The 16,296-nt window shown below is 56.1% G+C and carries 14 protein-coding genes; 7 read left to right on the top strand and 7 right to left on the bottom strand.

Annotated features, from left to right (window positions below; genetic code table 11):
* Positions 1–78 precede the first annotated feature (78 nt).
* From AC1Z3F_RS15770 to AC1Z3F_RS15760, 3 genes are all read right to left on the bottom strand, one after another.
* Positions 79–1,332 carry a glycoside hydrolase family 3 N-terminal domain-containing protein gene (locus AC1Z3F_RS15770; RefSeq protein WP_483566206.1) on the bottom strand — a complete coding sequence of 418 codons (1,254 nt, stop codon included), beginning with the start codon at positions 1,330–1,332 and terminating at the stop codon, positions 79–81.
* Positions 1,333–1,401: 69 nt separating this feature from the next.
* On the bottom strand, positions 1,402–2,727 hold the full coding sequence (locus AC1Z3F_RS15765; protein ID WP_131090500.1) for a Y-family DNA polymerase: 1,326 nt from the start codon (positions 2,725–2,727) through the stop codon (positions 1,402–1,404).
* Positions 2,728–3,119: 392 nt separating this feature from the next.
* Positions 3,120–4,220, bottom strand: a complete 1,101-nt coding sequence (locus tag AC1Z3F_RS15760) for an NAD(P)H-dependent flavin oxidoreductase (RefSeq protein WP_242632607.1) — start codon at positions 4,218–4,220, stop codon at positions 3,120–3,122.
* Positions 4,221–4,680: 460 nt separating this feature from the next.
* On the opposite strand from AC1Z3F_RS15760, the gene AC1Z3F_RS15755 reads away from it, so the two are divergent.
* From AC1Z3F_RS15755 to AC1Z3F_RS15735, 5 genes are all read left to right on the top strand, one after another.
* Positions 4,681–5,904, top strand: coding sequence for a YbfB/YjiJ family MFS transporter (locus tag AC1Z3F_RS15755; RefSeq protein ID WP_483566205.1), 1,224 nt, complete (start codon positions 4,681–4,683; stop codon positions 5,902–5,904).
* 59 nt (positions 5,905–5,963) lie between these two features.
* The gene (locus AC1Z3F_RS15750; protein WP_483566204.1) at positions 5,964–6,395 is read left to right on the top strand and encodes a tautomerase family protein; all 432 of its coding nucleotides are present in this window, start codon (positions 5,964–5,966) and stop codon (positions 6,393–6,395) included.
* Positions 6,392–7,384 carry an acrylyl-CoA reductase family protein gene (locus tag AC1Z3F_RS15745; RefSeq protein WP_483566203.1) on the top strand — a complete coding sequence of 331 codons (993 nt, stop codon included), beginning with the start codon at positions 6,392–6,394 and terminating at the stop codon, positions 7,382–7,384. The genes AC1Z3F_RS15750 and AC1Z3F_RS15745 overlap by 4 nt, the downstream gene beginning before the upstream one ends.
* 31 nt (positions 7,385–7,415) lie before the next feature.
* A complete protein-coding gene (locus AC1Z3F_RS15740) occupies positions 7,416–7,979 on the top strand; it encodes a pyridoxine/pyridoxamine 5'-phosphate oxidase (RefSeq protein WP_483566202.1) in 564 nt (187 codons plus the stop codon).
* Between the two features lie 124 nt (positions 7,980–8,103).
* Entirely contained in the window at positions 8,104–8,955 is an 852-nt protein-coding gene (locus AC1Z3F_RS15735) for a LysR family transcriptional regulator (RefSeq protein WP_131090505.1), read from the top strand.
* Positions 8,956–9,210: 255 nt separating this feature from the next.
* On the opposite strand, the gene AC1Z3F_RS15730 is transcribed toward AC1Z3F_RS15735, so the two are convergent.
* The 3 genes from AC1Z3F_RS15730 to AC1Z3F_RS15720 form a co-directional block, all read right to left on the bottom strand.
* Positions 9,211–9,627: a LexA family protein gene (locus AC1Z3F_RS15730; protein ID WP_131090506.1), complete on the bottom strand. Its 417-nt coding sequence runs from the start codon at positions 9,625–9,627 to the stop codon at positions 9,211–9,213.
* A 77-nt stretch (positions 9,628–9,704) separates the two neighbouring features.
* Positions 9,705–10,841 (bottom strand): glycosyltransferase 87 family protein, encoded by a 1,137-nt coding sequence (locus tag AC1Z3F_RS15725; protein WP_444612630.1) that lies wholly within the window; start codon positions 10,839–10,841, stop codon positions 9,705–9,707.
* Between the two features lie 232 nt (positions 10,842–11,073).
* Positions 11,074–12,279 (bottom strand): MFS transporter, encoded by a 1,206-nt coding sequence (locus AC1Z3F_RS15720; protein WP_483566201.1) that lies wholly within the window; start codon positions 12,277–12,279, stop codon positions 11,074–11,076.
* A gap of 115 nt (positions 12,280–12,394) precedes the next feature.
* Here AC1Z3F_RS15720 and AC1Z3F_RS15715 point away from each other — a divergent pair, with 115 nt between their 5' ends.
* Positions 12,395–13,249, top strand: coding sequence for an NAD-dependent epimerase/dehydratase family protein (locus AC1Z3F_RS15715; protein WP_483566200.1), 855 nt, complete (start codon positions 12,395–12,397; stop codon positions 13,247–13,249).
* Between the two features lie 106 nt (positions 13,250–13,355).
* Here AC1Z3F_RS15715 and AC1Z3F_RS15710 read toward each other — a convergent pair whose 3' ends face one another.
* Positions 13,356–14,633, bottom strand: a complete 1,278-nt coding sequence (locus AC1Z3F_RS15710; protein WP_483566199.1) for an NAD(P)/FAD-dependent oxidoreductase — start codon at positions 14,631–14,633, stop codon at positions 13,356–13,358.
* A 323-nt stretch (positions 14,634–14,956) separates the two neighbouring features.
* Here AC1Z3F_RS15710 and AC1Z3F_RS15705 point away from each other — a divergent pair, with 323 nt between their 5' ends.
* A complete protein-coding gene (locus tag AC1Z3F_RS15705) occupies positions 14,957–16,162 on the top strand; it encodes a hypothetical protein (RefSeq protein WP_483566198.1) in 1,206 nt (401 codons plus the stop codon).
* Positions 16,163–16,296: the final 134 nt, after the last annotated feature.

Here is a 16,296-nt window from a genome sequence, read left to right as displayed (position 1 = left end):
CCCTAGACCGGGTCCGGGGCACTTTCCTAGCGAGTAGGAAAGTGCCCCGGACCTTTTTAATGCCACGGTTTTTCTCAGCTAGCCAGCTTGGTCTAATTTAGCTTCCAGAATCAGCACTGCCGCTTCACGAACTTGGTCGGCGAACTTCTTTTCCTCGTTAGCTTCTTTGGCTAACGCTTTAGCCATGGTGATCGCCGGGCTAGATTTGACGCACAGTGGCACGGTGCCGCCGGCGGCTACAAACTTCACTGCGCGCTGACCGACCGCTACCTGCGCCACTTGTTTGGCTTCGCACAGATCATCGGAAATCACCACACCCTGATAACCCAGTTTTTGGCGCAGCAGACCGGTGATGACCTTCTTTGAAAACGGCGCTTCGTTCTGCGCATCAATTTTTGTGTAGCGGGCGTTGGAGATCATGACCCACGAGTTACCCTGGCTAATCGCCTGCTTAAAGGGTTCAAGATCGGTGGCGTCTGCACCGATCTCGGTGTCCGTGACACCACTGGAGGTATCGGTATTTTTGGCCACCCTGCCCAGTCCTGGGAAGTGCTTAACTACCGGCTGCACTCCGGCGTCATTCAACGCGTCGTTCACTGTGCCGATGGCTTGAGAAACTTCGCCGGCAGTATTGCCATACTGTCGCCCGAAATAACCGATCGGTGCGTTGCTGGTGCCAACTTTGGCTGGAACCACATCGGCGACCGGTGCGAGGTTTACATTGATGCCAGCCTCAGCAAGCTCCGCGCCGACTTTTTTGATGTTCGTGGCCTGTTTGCCCGAGGACCATTGGCCTTGCTGCGCGGCGGCCGGCAGATTGGTAAAACCTGTCCCCTGCAGGACCCGAACAAATCCACCTTCTTGATCGGTGGCCACCCACACCGGTAAATCATCGGGGACATTGGATTTCAGGCGCTTGGTGATGATAGCGGTTCGCGCCGCTGTTTTTTTCACCGAGAGTTGCGAACGTCCGCGCAAGAAAACATTGGTGATGCCCTGTTTCTCCATGGCTTTCAGTTCAGTGCTACTGGCACCCGTGGCAGGGACTCCAGCCATCACCAGGCTGGCCGTTTGTTGCTCAACGGACAGTTGATCAACAAGTTCCTCGGCCTGTTCACGAGACGTAGGCGCCTGCGGTGTTTGGGCAGCGGCGGAGCTACTTTGGGTGCTGTCCTCAGAGGACGTTGCTGATGGTGCAGATCCATTGTTACTTGAAGAGCTGGCTTTTGGAGAGCTCTGCGTACTGGTCTCGGAACTTGGCGAACTGCAACTGGTCAGCATGAGCATGGCAAGCATTCCCAGCGACATGAGCTGTCTGACGTGAGGGGTCATAACTTCATCCTCTCACCGTGATCTGCAAGGATACCGAATGTCTTCAGCCAGAATTCCGCTCTGGACGGTTCAGGCACGAACTTCTAGTAGTTCATCCCATTCGGTGGTGTAGCGCTGAGAGATATGTTCACGTTTCATTGTCCAGGTAGGGCTTTGCGCCAAGCCCGCAGGGCCTAGACCAATGGATTTCGCGCCAAATCGAGCTGAAATATCTTGGACTACCGAGGAGACATTTTTCTGTTCTGTCTCATCGTGCTCATCACCCATGTCAAAAAGATCAAGTTGTTTTTCACCCGGTGAATCGCTGAGGCCAGAGAGGATCACTCCTCCACGCACGTAGTCCGTCCCCGGCTGCATAAGATCACCCATGGCCGCGATAGCCAGCTTGCTAAGCAGAATCGGATCTCTGGTTGGCCGCGGTAGGCGCACTTGCGCGCTCGGGAATGAAGCCTCACCTTGAGCAAAGCGGCTGGTGCCTGCAGTGACGGTGAGTAAGGTGGCGTAGCGTCCTTCGCGGGCCAGCCTGCTCGCGGCCTTCTGCGCATAGATGGACATAACTTCTTCCATCGCTTCACGGGTGCGTACTGGGGAAGAGAAAGATCGAGTGAACATAACTTGTCCGCGGTCGGCTCGCTCTTCAATCGGGCCAATGCAGCGCTGACCATTAAGTTCAAAAACCGTACGCTGCAAAACCACTGAAAACTTCTTGCGGATTAACAACGGGTCAGCCGCCTTGAGATCCGCGATTGTCTCTATGCCCATGGACGCCAACTTGGCACCAGATTTACGTCCAACTCCCCAGACATCAGTGACGGGCACCCGGGTGAGAATGTTTTCTAAAACCTGCTGATCCATGAGGCCTTGGACGCAGACCCCGTTGAGCCCTGCATTGTGTTTTGCAATGTGGTTGGAGAGCTTTGCCAATGTTTTGGTGGAGGAAACACCAACGCAGACCGGGACCCCAATGGTCTTATCGATAGCCGTGCGGATGTGTGCTGCGGTTTTACGCACCTGCTCTAGGTTTCCTTCCAACCCGATGAACGATTCATCGATGGAATACACCTCGTGCCAAGTTCCAAAACGTCCCAGTAGTTCCATCACGCGAGCGGACATGTCGCCATAGAGTTCGTAGTTGCTGGAGCGCACGGCTAGGTTATGGCTCTCCATCAAACGCTGAATCTTGAAGAATGGTTCTCCGGTAGCAATTCCCAGATCTTTGGCTTCTTGGGAACGGGCAACTACGCAGCCGTCGTTATTAGAGAGCACCACCACGGGACGATTGCGCAATGAATAGTCAAAGGCGCGTTCGCAAGAGACATAAAAATTATTAACGTCCACGAGAGACACATGGTCAGTGTGTTGGTAAACGTTGTTATCGCTTCCGTTGAAGTTCATCTGATCCCATCTCAGCGTTGATCATTCAATAACGCGCTTAATGTCAGAACAAAACTTTCGAAAAATAATCTGCCATACTCAAATCATAGAACGTTTGTTCCATTACATGCTAACTACAAGCTAACGATTCGACACCTACAGCGAGCTGATTGAGGCTCACACCAGCACAGATCTCGATGAGCCTTCACCGGGCACTATTTTTCGGTCCAGATCCTTTGTATGCCTACCAAGTGGATCCTGCGACTGAACCACCGCTGCGTTCAGATTCCATCGCAGCACGAAGGTTCACTTGCCCGCCATTGGGCGTCGCAACTAGGATTTTTGGATCCGACTGGGGGTGCATGAAGCGGATCTTGACCACCGGTTCCAGCCGCCGGGCGACTTAGCCCGAGTCAGCGCACTGCTGCGAGCCGGCGCATGATTACTACTGTCGGCTCTTCGGTGGCGTCGCGATAGCCTGTGCCGGCCCAGATATTGATGTTTTCCGAATCATTAGCGGCCGCTGCCGCTTTACGGATAGGACTGGTCAGATGGTGAATGGCTGGGTAGCCACTGGGTGCAGCACCATGGAACTGGTCCACGAAATCATTACGCAAAGCCCTCGCCGGACGACCCGAGAAGGCTGTAGTCAAAACCGTCTCAGTGCGACGAGGATCCGCCAGCGCCGCCTTATAAGGTTTTGAGGCTCCGCTCTCATCGCTACGCAGTAGCACGCTTCCAAGAACAGCGGCTTCTGCTCCGTGCGCGAGCGCCTCGCGCACTGCGTTGGGCGTTGAGATTCCGCCTGCTGCCCACATAGGAAGTGTGGTCCGGGAACGGACGCGGTCAAGCAACTGCGCCAATGGTATCTGCTCGATCGGCGTGCCCGGCGTTAAGGTTCCTGAGTGACCGCCCGCTTTGTACGACTGAACTACTAACCCGTCGACACCTAGGTCTGCGGCCTGCTGTGCTTCGTCCGGCTTGGTGACAGTCTGAAATACCAATGATCCGGCTTTCTGCAGCCGGCGAACAGCCTCGGCAGGGGGAAGCCCAAAGGTAAAGCTGACCACTGGCACGGGATCACTGACCAGCATGTCCACTTTTTCCGCCCACTCATCGTCGTCCTCTAGGGCTTCGACCTCGTTCAGGGACAGGTCGTAGGTTGCTGCTAGCTCACGCAGGGCCTCGGTGTATTCAACAAAGGCATCTTTGTCGATTGGCACCGGGTTCGGTGCGAAGAGATTTACGCCGAAAAGGTTGGCTCCGATGGTGGAAATTCCAGTACTTACCTCGGTGATCTGTTCAGCGAGCTGTTTGGGCGATTTATATCCACCAGCCAGCATGCCCAATCCTCCCGCTTCGGCGGCGGCCAAGACAAGAGCAGGGGTGCTCGGACCGCCTGCCATAGGTGCAGAAACCAGCGGAATGGTTGCCCCGAGCTTGGCCAGGAGGCCCGAGGCTGCCAGCGGACTAGTGTCGTTTGAATACTCAGCCGATGCACTGCGGTCAGTCACGTGAGTCTCACCCTTTGTCTTTGCTGATCTTCGCGGAAGAATTCCGGGAGGACGGTTGCGCTAGCTCAGGCGCTTGAAGCGCACCCTACCTAGTAATTACCTCCATAGTAGGCACAGCCTAAGGCGCTAAAAAAATGCCGTCTAGTCATCAACCATGCATGGCGCGCATAGCCGATCATGTCTACGGCAAAGATTGAACGAGCAGCGGCAACAAGCCCATGTTCTGCCACTATAGTTCCACCGTCGCAGCTGGCTCCACATAGACAATGTCACCAAGATTCAGGGCTGGGAGTGCCACGGAGGCGCTCACCAAACTCTATCTGCAGGAATCAGTACGTACATCCATGCTTCTGATGCATAGATCATGCGTAAATGCCAATTTTCGTAAGCCCGATCCGAGAGTAGCCTCGAAAGCAGATGAGATAGAACGTGGTGTCCTATCAAAAGTGATCGGAGATCGGTGTCATTGAAGGCGAAAGTAGTAAGCTCCGGATGGGTCATCGCGCTACGGGCCGGGGCCGCGTTGGCGGCAGCCGTCGGGGTTGGTCGTTTTGTGTTCACCCCGATTCTTCCTCTGATGCAAGAGCGAGCTGGCGTCACCGCCGAGCTGGGAGCGGCTCTAGCCACAAGCAATTACCTGGGCTACATGATCGGCGCCATAGTCATGATGGCAGTTCCACGGTGGGCGCGTTCTGCACTCGCCCTGCGTATGAGTATTTGCGTACTCGTACTCTCTCTGATGGCGATGCCCGCCACCGAACTTCCCGAGGCTTGGATCGCACTTCGCGGTCTTGCCGGACTAGCCAGCGCGATCATGTTTGTCGTCGCGGCAAGCGTCATTGTCCACACCATTCCAAAACAATCCCACCACCTGGTTGGCTGGTCTTACGGCGGAGTCGGAGCTGGAATCGCGATCTCAGGTGCGGTAGTACTTATGATCGCTCAGTTCGGAGATTGGCGTGAGGCCTGGTTTGCTTCTGGGGTGCTTACGGCAATACTTGGTGCCTTCGCATGGCAACTTGTACAGGGCGAGCAGTCAGAACACACCTCGCCTGCACATACGGAGCCGATTCATCGCCCCCACCGCTGGTTTGTCCCGCTCGTGGCGGCATACTTCCTCGAAGGTGTCGGATACATCATCGCGGGCACATTCCTGGTCGCTGCAATAGCGTCCTCTGCCTCGGGCGGACTGGGGAAGCTCAGCTGGATTGTGGTCGGTTTGGCAGCTATCCCGTCCTGTCTTGGCTGGGCCTGGCTGAGCAAGAAGTTGGCCCACCCTACTTTGCTGACCATCGCGCTATTGCTGCAAGCGGCGGGAATCGGATTAGCTGCCCTCGACCTTGGCATGGCAGGAGCGGTAATCGCAGCGGTACTCTTTGGCGGGACATTCATGGGCATTACCACCCTCGCCCTTGATGCGGGAGCACACCTGCAAGTCCCCACAGCGGTCGCAATCCTCAGCTTGGTATATGCAGTAGGACAAACTTCCGGCCCTATCCTTGTTGCCCCGTTGTTATCAGACGGATTCCATGGTCCGCTGCTCATAGCTGCCGTAATCGTCGCGCTAGCTGCGGTGTCTACGGCGCTGATTCGGATTCGATTCCCGGCCGTCCACCGGCCTGCCAGCGAATCCACATTCGAACCGGTGACCGCCGAGACAGTCGGCGCAGGCGTGAACCGCTGAATGGACCACGCACGTAAAGCTTTGCCCATTACAACCGTTTTTATGAAAGGAACAAGATCATGCCACTGATCACCATCGATGTCATTCGAGGTCACGACGAGGATTACCTGGTCCGTCTTCTTGATGCGATCCACGACGCCGTCGTCGAAGCGTTCGATGTCCCATTCACCGATCGGTACCAAATCCTGCACCAGCATGAACCGTTCGAGCTTCGTGCCTTAGATACAGGTCTGGGTTACACCCGTACGCAGAACTTGACCATCATAAAGGTCACTAGCAAGCCCCGACCGACCGAGGCGAAACAGCGTCTCAACGAGAAGATCACCACATACCTCGGTGACCGGTTGGAGATTTCAGGCGAAGACGTCATCGTGAGTATCACGGAGAACACCTCCGCGGACTGGTCATTTGGCCAAGGACGCGCGCAGTTCCTGACCGGCGAACTTCCCGACGACACCCAAAATGCACAGGACAAGGTGGCAGAAAAATGAGTACTTTTCCCGCTTGGATCGCCCGCAAGGACGAAGATAACCGCATCCGCACCACCCTTGAGGAAGCCGAGACTAGCTTCCTAGACGACCTCGACGTAACCGTGCAGGTTCACTACTCCAGCATTAACTACAAAGATGCTCTGGCACTGCACGGCAAGCCCGGTGTCATCCGACGCACTCCGCTCATCGTCGGCATCGACCTGGCCGGAGAAGTTATCGCCTCGCGGGATCAGAGATGGCACCCGGGCGATCTGGTCACGCTCGACGACGCGGGCCTAGGCGAAGAGCTCCACGGCGGGCTGGCCGGTCTTGCACGTGTTGGCGGCGATGATCTGGTTGTCATCCCTGATGCCTTCACCCCCGCCCAGAGCGCCGCAATCGGCACCGCAGGATTCACTGCGGCACTGAGCATTCTTGCGCTCGAGCGTCAGGGAGTAAACCCCAATGACGGCCCTGTCCTGGTCACCGGCGCTGGCGGCGGAGTCGGAACGGTCGCCATCGCGATGCTCGCACAAGCTGGCTACGAAGTCATCGCGGCAACAGGCCGACCCGACGCGCTATGCGAGCGACTGACCGAGCTCGGTGCAACATCGATCATCAACCGTGGTGAGCTGAACACCGACCGCCCACTGGCCCGGCAGCAGTGGGCTGGAGTCGTCGACAGCGTAGGGGGTCCTACCCTTGCAGGAGCGCTGGCCGGACTGCACAACAACGGCGCCGCGGCTGCCTGCGGACTAGCTGGTGGCAGCGATCTGCCAACCACCGTGCTGCCATTTATCCTCCGTGGCGTCAATCTACTGGGCATGGACTCGGTCCGCACGAAGCCAGGCCTGCGCCGCGACGCTTGGGAACGCCTTGCCCGCGACCTCAACCCGGAGCATCTAGATTCCGTCACACGCACCGTCCTGCTCAAAGACGCCGCAGATGCAGCAAAGGACCTGCTCGACGGGCATGGGACAGGACGCACCGTCGTCCAAATCTCCGAATAACCACGCAGAACCAAGAGCTAAGGAAGAGAGAATGACCAAGCTACGTGAACGGCTAGCAAAGCTGCCATCGTTCCCCAAGGAACTATCGACCCTGGATAGCGAGACTGTCCCCGAGAATCCGAACTCTTTGTTTGAATCATGGCTGAACAGCGCCATCGAAGCAGGGAATCGGCAACCGCACGCGATGACGTTTGTTACCAATCGTGCAGACGGAACTCCCGTGGGGCGCACCCTGATCATCAAGGACTTTGACGAGAACGGCTACCAGTTCTCCACCCACCGCAGCTCCCGAAAGGGCCAAGAGCTCCAAGAGAACCCTCGCGCATCGTTGGTATTTTTCTGGCGCGAGTCCGGACGTCAAGTACGCGTCACCGGTACCGCGTCAGCGCTCAGTGACGAAGCATCGCAACTGGACTGGAGCGGACGCCCCAGCTACGACGGCCAACCGAATCCCGACTGGCAGCTCTACACACTCGTGCCCGACGAGTTCGAGTTCATGCAAGCAAGGGAAGATCGCAACCACACTCGCGTGGAATATAACCGCGATAACGTCGGGCAATGGGCTCACCACCTGGTGACAACTCCCGCGGGCTAAAGGCCAGCAACTGACCGATTTCTCATAGCAGCCATTGTCGTTGCCGCCCCTCAAATAAGGGCGGCAACGACAATTGGTTTAAATGGACAGCTAACAGATCGGCAAGGGTCTATGCTTGGGAAGCATGGATGTGGAAGTACGGCACTTAAGGGCCTTCGTCGCTGTAGCCGAAGAAGAATCCTTTACTCATGCGGCCTTGAGACAGCGGATCACTCAACCGGCCCTGTCAAGAACGGTGCAGCAACTCGAATCCGCTCTCAAGGTCCAGCTGATCCGGCGGACCTCAAAGCGCTTCGAGCTCACCGCAGCGGGAGCCTTATTCCTAGATCATGCCAGGACTACGCTGGCCAACCTTAATCGAGCAATTGCCGTGGCCCGAGGAAACACTACAATCACTCTAGGTTTCAGTTGGCTCCTGCCCACCCCATGGGCGCAGGATATGGCACGACATTTACAAGATACCGCCGGCATCGAAGTGACCTTTACCCGAGTAGATGCCACGGCTCAACCCCTGGCCCGTGGAGATGTAGACGCGGTCGTCTTACGCTCACCGGTATCCCCAGCGCTGCTCGACAGCCCCCGAACAATCAAGCTCTTTGAAGAACCACGCGTACTCGCGTGCTCGAATCGATCCCCCTGGACTTCCGGAGCGCCAATCCGGTGGGAAGACGTACCCCAACGCCCCTTGGTCATCAACACGGTTAACGGGTCAACCACAACGGATCTCTGGCCGAATCTCACTCCGGAGATTGTGGAGACACGCAGTTACGATGAATGGATCGAAACTGTCGCCGCCGATCGCGGAGTTGGAATCATCCCGGACATCGCTCGCACCAGGGGCATACACCCTGGCGTTGAATTTGTGCCCTTGATCGGAGCGCCACCAGTCACCGTTTGGCTCAGTGTCGCGGACCAGGTACCTGCACATCGAGCGCGATCGATCCTCGACGCTTCACGTCTGGCCCTGAATGCGTAGACCGAAGGTCGGATTGTGAATTCGTTGCGCATTTGTCCTGCGACTCACGATGCGCGGTAACGAGTGCCAGCCAGGCATTTCTCGTCCTGCTTCATGGCCAAGTTCTTAGAGGTTGTTCCGGGGTATGCCCGCTAGGCATCGGCCAGGGTTCTAGCGTCGGAGCAAAGAACGAGCTTACGTCAACGTGGGGCAGCACTGTTGTTGCGGATCCGAAGGATCAGCGATTGTATGAGTCATCCGTTTAGGGATTATCGGTTACCTGACATGATGCAGGCACCTTGTAATCACGCCAAAAACGCCTACTTCATCGCCCTCGGTTAGTAAGACCGGCAAGGGGGATTCGTCGCTGAGCAAGCCAACCTTGGCTCCATCAATGTGCCAGCGTCGCACCAACATCTGACCATTAAGATTCACAATCACCACTGAGCCGTGACGGACCGATAGTGAGCGATCAACAATCACTTCATCACCGTCATAGATGCCCGCCGAACGCATCGCATGTCCGCTGACGCGCATGATGAAGGTGGAGACACGATCCCGTACCAGCAGACGGTTTAGATCCAGTCCGCCGTCAAAGTAGTCGCGCGCTGGTGAAGGAAAACCCATCGCCGAAACAGCTTGTACCGGACCGTGACTAGCTCCGGGTGGCAACAATTCATTGTCTTCAGCCACCGCCACCACCTCCTACTGCAAACTAGTACAAATATTCGAATACTAGAATTGTACAGTGCGGCGCGGAGTGCTTCATGCTAGTTGGTTTCTGCTATTTCCTGAGGCTTCGCTACTAGGGCAGTAACGAGGCAAATGAGCATGCCTACAACGGGGACCGCAGGCCAGATATACCACCACGATGCCAATTCATGATCCGGGTGGATGCCAAAGAGGCGGATGGCCCACTTTGCTGACAGCATCAGTTCCACGCTAAAGAACACAACCACCAGCAACATGATCCGTCGTGGCCAAGCCTTCAGCCGCATGGCAACCACAACCCAGGCGTAGGCCATGACTGGTCCCCACACCCAGTGGTGTGACCAGCTCACTGGAGATACCAGCAAGGGGCAGGTCGCCGCTACGCCCAGAAGCACCACCGGCTCAACCTTGTCGTGAAGCCGGTAAAGAAGAGCGATGAATGCCAGGCCCACGGCGAGCGCTAGGACAAACCAGATCAGCGAACCCGCGCCCAAGCGAGTCAGTAATCCTTGAAGCGAAATGTTGTCGATATAGCCAACGTCTCCGACGCGCGAAGGATCACGCACGACGTCGAACCAGTAGTCTAGGGTGTTGCGCCACTGGAAGATCAGCCCGACCAACTGAGTGCCCAAGAAGACTAAGGTTCCGGTAATCACTGCACGCCATTTACGCATGGCCAACGGGAGAATCAGCAGGGCTATAGGTGTGAGCTTAATTCCGGCGCAAATGCCCACGGCAATAACAAACGGAGTCATTGACTTCGAATTAACTAGCGCCAGATAACAAGCGCCGAGGATCAGAATGTTGATCTGACCAAACCAAATGGTGTCCCTGAAGGGACCGGAGATCAGCATCAGGCTGGTCAAGGTCAGCGGCGTAACCCATCGCCCCAGCTGCGGCCAACGCCGCGCTATCCGCAGAGCCAGATCCTTGCCAACAAAGAAGGTCAAGACAATAGAAGCCACCATGGTCACTGCTACTGAAACCCAGTAGGGGAAGACGGCCATTGGCAGGAACATGATTGCCGCAAACGTTGGATAAGTGAAGGGCAATCCGGGCGCATTAATCGGACCGACAAATGGCCCATATAGATTCTGCGGTTCGCGCAGAAGAGTCAGCGCACCTTCGCGGTATACAGACAGATCCCAGCCAGTAGGTTCGATGGTGATCAACGTCCAGACCAGTAGCAAGACCATCACTATTTCTAGGATGGCCGTTGATCGCCTGACTGGTCTGATGATTGAGGAACGGATAAATCTTCACCCTAGCGTTGGTGGATCTGGCAATCCGGTTACCGAAGCACCAGAGAGCAGTAATAGAAATCTGTCGACACCATTTCGAATTTAAGGACAGAATGGCAATCGTCCTCGATGCCAGGCTGCGCCCATTCTACTTTTGCGCCTGCTATTAACCCTAGAGCAAAAACCGCTAGTTTAATTCCGCTGCCCGCGCGGCATTGTGCGTCGCAGTTTTTCGGGACAAAACTAGCGCCACAACCACGGACAGCGCGGTCCCTGCGCCGGCAAGAATAATGATCATTTGAGCAGAATTCATTATCAATCCCGGCGTTCCCAAGAGATATCCCAACGCCACCATGGCGTTAATGAGCATGCGCAATTGAGCCCACGCACTTCCGTGGCGTGCTTGCGGAACGTGCTCATAGATGGCGGTTCGCACCCCGGTATTGCGCAGGCCGTTGCCTAGTCCCCCGACAAGGAAAATAATCAGCAATGCCGTGGCATTTGGCCAAAGTCCCTCCACAAGTATCGCCATACCTACAAGCGCTCCCCCGAAAAGTGTGGGTACTGATCCGCGCGAGTCGAACCACGAGTTGCCACCCATCAGTGCCCCTGCCACCGCACCTAATGACCAAGCGCCCAGCAACAGTGCATACCCCGTATCATCGGCGGTGATATCTCTCAGATAGAAAACTCCTGCTACGCCCTCGGCCGAGGTGAACAAAACAATGGCCGCCACAGGTATCAACAGAATCCGCAACCAACGGTTCTGAAACAGAACCGGACTACTTGTAGTCCGCTTCAGCCGGTCTTGGTTTTCGGGCTGCGGTTCGCCCAGCGCAGTCTCACGTAGAGTCCAACGCATCAAGATAGCTGCGATGCTGAGCAATGCGAACCCAACGGCCCCGCACCAAAGAACCGTGCCGAAACCCGCATGCGCTGACAACCATGAAGCAACTGCCGGAGCGATGATTCCAGACAGGGACGTGGCGACCACAAGAAAGCTGCCAGCCCTGGACAAGCTAAAGCTGCCACGAATTCGCGGAACAATCTTGAAGATCACTGAACCATTAATCACCGCGCAAATACTGGCCACTGGCATGAGAGCCAAACAAAGAATCATGTTTTCTGCCTGCGCCAATACCGCGAAGATCAATACGTGGACGCAAAGGTTAATAATCCACACGCGCCATAACGACGAACTATCCACCCATCGGCCCACTAAGCTCGCGACAAGCACCGGAGGTAACAGCCCACCTAAGAACAGTGCGGTCACTGCCCACGAACCCAGCTGGTCTGCGGCTTCAAGGGTCAAGGCAAAAACGGCCATGCCCTCACCCAAAAGTGAGAAGAAAGCGACAGCAACAAACAGCCGACAAAGCACCGACTGATTCATCAGTACAGTGACCTCCTCGTGCATGTTTAGCGCGGTCTCTATCACTGACGGAAACTTTCCGTCACGGTAATTGGTTCTATTCTAGAGAGAAGAGAAACAAGTCCGAGGGAGCATTGTGAAGGTATTACTGGTCAGCTGCGGCGACGTCGCCACCGAAGCAGGGTTACGCTTCCACGCCAAGGGACACCACGTCACAGGATGGCGCCGCAACAGTAACAAGCTTCCAGAAGAGTTCGCCGGAACGGATGTCGACTTACTCGATCCCAACCGTTGGCCAGTGGTAGATCCAGATACCGAGGTCGTAGTGCTCACCCCGGTTCCGGTAACCCGCGACGCACAAGGATATGAGCGCAGCTATTTGCAGGTGGCTCAAGAACTCAGCGCTCGGCTTCGTAGCCAGGCACCAAAGCTGCGCCGACTGATTTACATCTCCTCCACTGCCGTGATGGGCGGTGAAGATGGCCAGTGGGTTAACGAGCAGGCACCCGTAGTTGCCACCCGCGATACGGCAAAGGTCTTGGCCCGCACCGAGGCAGCGCTCACCGAGAGTGGACTGCCGGTGACAATCTTGCGCGCCTCGGGAATTTACGGCCCGGGACGTAACCGACTGATAGACCTGGTGACCTCGGGCAGCGCCCGAATCCCACACGGTTCACACTGGACCAACCGAATACACCGCGATGATCTAGCCGCCGCCATTGTCCATGTAGCCGGCTTAGATGATCAGGTAGCCGACCTGTACTTGGCCACGGACAATACTCCTGCCCAGCTGGCAGAGGTCTACGAATTCCTAGCCAACGAACTAGGTCTAGAGCAGCCTGAACATGAGGCACCTCCGGCCGAACGACGTGCTGGCGACCGGCGCTTGGACAACACCCGGCTGTTGGACAGCGGGTTGTCCCTTCAATTCCCTAGTTACGTCGAGGGCTACCGTCAGATGTTATCGGGCACTTCCACCCGGCATGCCTAGGCCCGGCGGTTCACTCGGCAATCTGATGAGCACCTTGCTTGATTGTGCGGAGTCCCTTCAACCCTCCTACCTCCGTGAGAATCCGGCTGGTTCAAATTGCTCAGCTCTAGAACCCTTTACGCAGCGGATTGAAGTGACGTGCGATAGTGGGGACTTCTTGACCGGTGATTTGGGCAGCCAAGATTTTTCCCGTCAATGGACCAAGGGCTACGCCCCACATTCCATGGCCACCGCCGACAGAAATCCGCGGGGAACGCGTTTGGCCAACCAACGGCAACCCGTCAGCGGTGCATGGACGCCCACCAACCCACTCTTCCTTGCGGTTCTCCCAGTTGATCCCCTTGTACACCGGAGTAGCAGCGGCCACGATGGCTTCGATGCGCTTTGGCTCCAGTTTGTGGTTGACGTCCCGGAATTCCATGGTGCCGGCGATCCGGAAGCGATCCCCCAGTGGGGTGCAGGCTACGCGCTGAGTTGGGAAATAAATGGGGTGCGTTGGCATATGTTCCGGCTCCACGGTGAACGAATAACCTCGTCCAGCCTGAACCACAACGTTGACGCCGAACTTTTGAGCCATGTCAGTCATCCACGCACCGGTAGCAAGAACTACGTGGTCCGCCGTGATGGCCCGTCCTTCTGAACCAATAACCGTCACCGAGTTCTTGTTGTCGCGAATATCGGTGACATTAAAGGCACCGATAATGTCACCACCGCGTGCAACCACAGACTCAGCGAGAGAAGCAATGAACTTTGGCGGGTTGATATAGCGCTGATTCTTGATTGCTACGCCGGCGGCGACGCGATCCGAAAGGGTCGGCTCAATGCCGCGCAGCTGATCCCCGGAGAGCAGCTCAAAGTCGACAGTGCCACCGGTTTTTTCGATCATCTCAAACTCGTGCAGCAGCGCGTCCCGGTCCTTGAGCGAAGTAAAACCAGTCAAGAATGGATCGGCCGCCTTGGAATGCTCCGCTACTCCTGGGCCAGCGGCCGTGTGCTGAGAGATTTCGTCAAAGGCATCAAGTCCGGTGACTCCGATTTCCGAGAAGACCCGCATGGCATCTTCCCATCGCTTGGGCATTGAGTGCCAGGCGAAGCCGATCAAGAAGCGCAGTAGTTTGGCATCAGCGCTCAGCGGGATATAAAGCGGAGACGTTGGATCCAGCATCATCTTCAGTCCATTGGAGAAGATTGATGGCTCTGCGATGGGCAGAGTGAGAGCTGGGGTCAACCAACCAGCGTTACCCCACGAGGACCCCGAGGCAACCCCGCCACGATCTACTACCGTGACCTTGACGCCAGCGTCTTGGAGATACCAAGCAGTCGACAATCCGATAAATCCGGCACCGACAACGACTACATGATCTGGCGCAGTCATCCCAGCCATGATCCACTCTCCTAGAAACTCGTTGGCCCCATAATGCGAGGTTGTATGTGTTCACTGTCGCGCGATCCAGGCAGAATTTCAACGAGTTCTGAGGATTCAACGGTGAGCGCCACCACACTCCCCTGTGATCTGTATTTTTTGCGGAAATCCTTGCTCTACACCGTCTTTTCTACGGCACTTCCCTCGACTAGATCATTTTTACCCCGTCGGAAAGCGTTAGACCCCTCACAAGACGTTCGCTCTATCTGTGCTCTGCGTACACTGAAAGTAAGCAAATAATCATCTTTCTCGACAAGCCGTTTTAAAGGATCACCACCACACACATGGCCTCACGAAAACCAGCCAAGAAGAAAACCGCACAGGGTCATCCGGCTCGTCAGTCCGGGGCGAGCTCCGTACCTTTTGAAACTGAAGTGCGCCAAGCTTTACAGCCTTTTAAGTCCCAGCTGTTCCGCCACTTCCAAGAAGACGGACACCCCGCCAGCGAAACACGCGCTGCGCTCGAAGGACTCACGACGCTACTGACCGTGCATGCGCAGTTGCGCAAGAGTATTGACGTCCAGTCGCTGGATCCAACTGTTCTTGGCGAGCAGCTCGGCCACCTTTCCTCGCTGGGCAATCAAGTCTCAGAAGCCAGCGCTGCGATCCTCAAGCACTACCTAACCTTCTTGGGCACCACTGCAAACTTTGGTGGCAGCGTAGAAGACTTCAAGCAGACCTTCGAGTTCCTCTCCCGTATGGCTGGTGATTCACCAATCGTCGCCCCTTACCTTGAAGACGACGAGGCCAACGGAGCCTTCGAATCAATGCCATTTGTCTTTGCTGCCCGCGAACTTATCGGCTGGGTCGGTGAAGGTAAGCCAACTACACCAGCTGGCGTTCTCACCGGAGAAACCTTGCAAGATGCAGCCCAGGCACTGGGAATGTTCATCAAGGTCGACGAAAGCGCCGAGGCTATTGAGCACCCTGAGTGGGAACCAGAAGACGGAACCAGCGTTCCATCGCTGGCTGACATCCCTCGCCTTTCGGCCTATTGGGATGCACTAATCGGAACCGCATTGTTGCGCTATCAGGCACCTAATGCGACACCTACCGAATCACTGAGTGAAGCATTGCTCGCCACCAGCGGTGCAGGGTCACGCTTGATCAAGGAACTGATCGCTGAGGTGCTCTACTCGCACATTCTGATCAATACTCTTGAAAAGCCGGGCCAGGCACAGATCGCCGAGATGGTTGCTGGGGTGCTGAGTAATGCTGCCTCGACAAACACCGTCCGTACTGAATTTGCGCTGCAGATTCCTACCAAAGAGGATCTGCCCGAAGAGCAGCACCACTTGATTCCTAGCCTCGAAGAAGTTGTTCCTCAGGTGGAATCGCTACTTCGTGTCTTTGAGCGCGAGGGTCTGGTTCAGATCACTGAGGAAATCACCGTTCCGATTGTGCTGCGCTCCTCGTTGGAACGCGCACTGGGCAAGGTCTCCGAGCATGTCCTGAAAACCGACTCCGACTCTAACGATTCAGAGGCATAGTCGGCGCAGAACAAAAGCGACGGATCCGGGAGAAAATCCCGGATCCGTCGCTTTCTACTTAAGCTCGCATGTATCGGCGTCCTACTGTCTCCGTAAGAACGGAAACCTGAAGTTATAAAAGGTACGTCGCATTG

Source organism: Glutamicibacter sp. MOO4 (assembly GCF_056934395.1).
Note: the sequence above shows the minus strand (reverse complement) of the source record. Positions and strands in the feature narration are given on the sequence as shown.

What these genes read in the sequence shown, in the direction of transcription:
- AC1Z3F_RS15710 (WP_483566199.1), bottom strand. Translation starts at nt 14,633, where the DNA reads ATGGCTGGGATGACTGCGCCAGATCATGTAGTCGTTGTCGGTGCCGGA.
- AC1Z3F_RS15705 (WP_483566198.1), top strand. Translation starts at nt 14,957, where the DNA reads ATGGCCTCACGAAAACCAGCCAAGAAGAAAACCGCACAGGGTCATCCG.
- AC1Z3F_RS15720 (WP_483566201.1), bottom strand. Translation starts at nt 12,279, where the DNA reads ATGAATCAGTCGGTGCTTTGTCGGCTGTTTGTTGCTGTCGCTTTCTTC.
- AC1Z3F_RS15725 (WP_444612630.1), bottom strand. Translation starts at nt 10,841, where the DNA reads ATGGTCTTGCTACTGGTCTGGACGTTGATCACCATCGAACCTACTGGC.
- AC1Z3F_RS15740 (WP_483566202.1), top strand. Translation starts at nt 7,416, where the DNA reads ATGACCAAGCTACGTGAACGGCTAGCAAAGCTGCCATCGTTCCCCAAG.
- AC1Z3F_RS15735 (WP_131090505.1), top strand. Translation starts at nt 8,104, where the DNA reads ATGGATGTGGAAGTACGGCACTTAAGGGCCTTCGTCGCTGTAGCCGAA.
- AC1Z3F_RS15750 (WP_483566204.1), top strand. Translation starts at nt 5,964, where the DNA reads ATGCCACTGATCACCATCGATGTCATTCGAGGTCACGACGAGGATTAC.
- AC1Z3F_RS15765 (WP_131090500.1), bottom strand. Translation starts at nt 2,727, where the DNA reads ATGAACTTCAACGGAAGCGATAACAACGTTTACCAACACACTGACCAT.
- AC1Z3F_RS15770 (WP_483566206.1), bottom strand. Translation starts at nt 1,332, where the DNA reads ATGACCCCTCACGTCAGACAGCTCATGTCGCTGGGAATGCTTGCCATG.
- AC1Z3F_RS15745 (WP_483566203.1), top strand. Translation starts at nt 6,392, where the DNA reads ATGAGTACTTTTCCCGCTTGGATCGCCCGCAAGGACGAAGATAACCGC.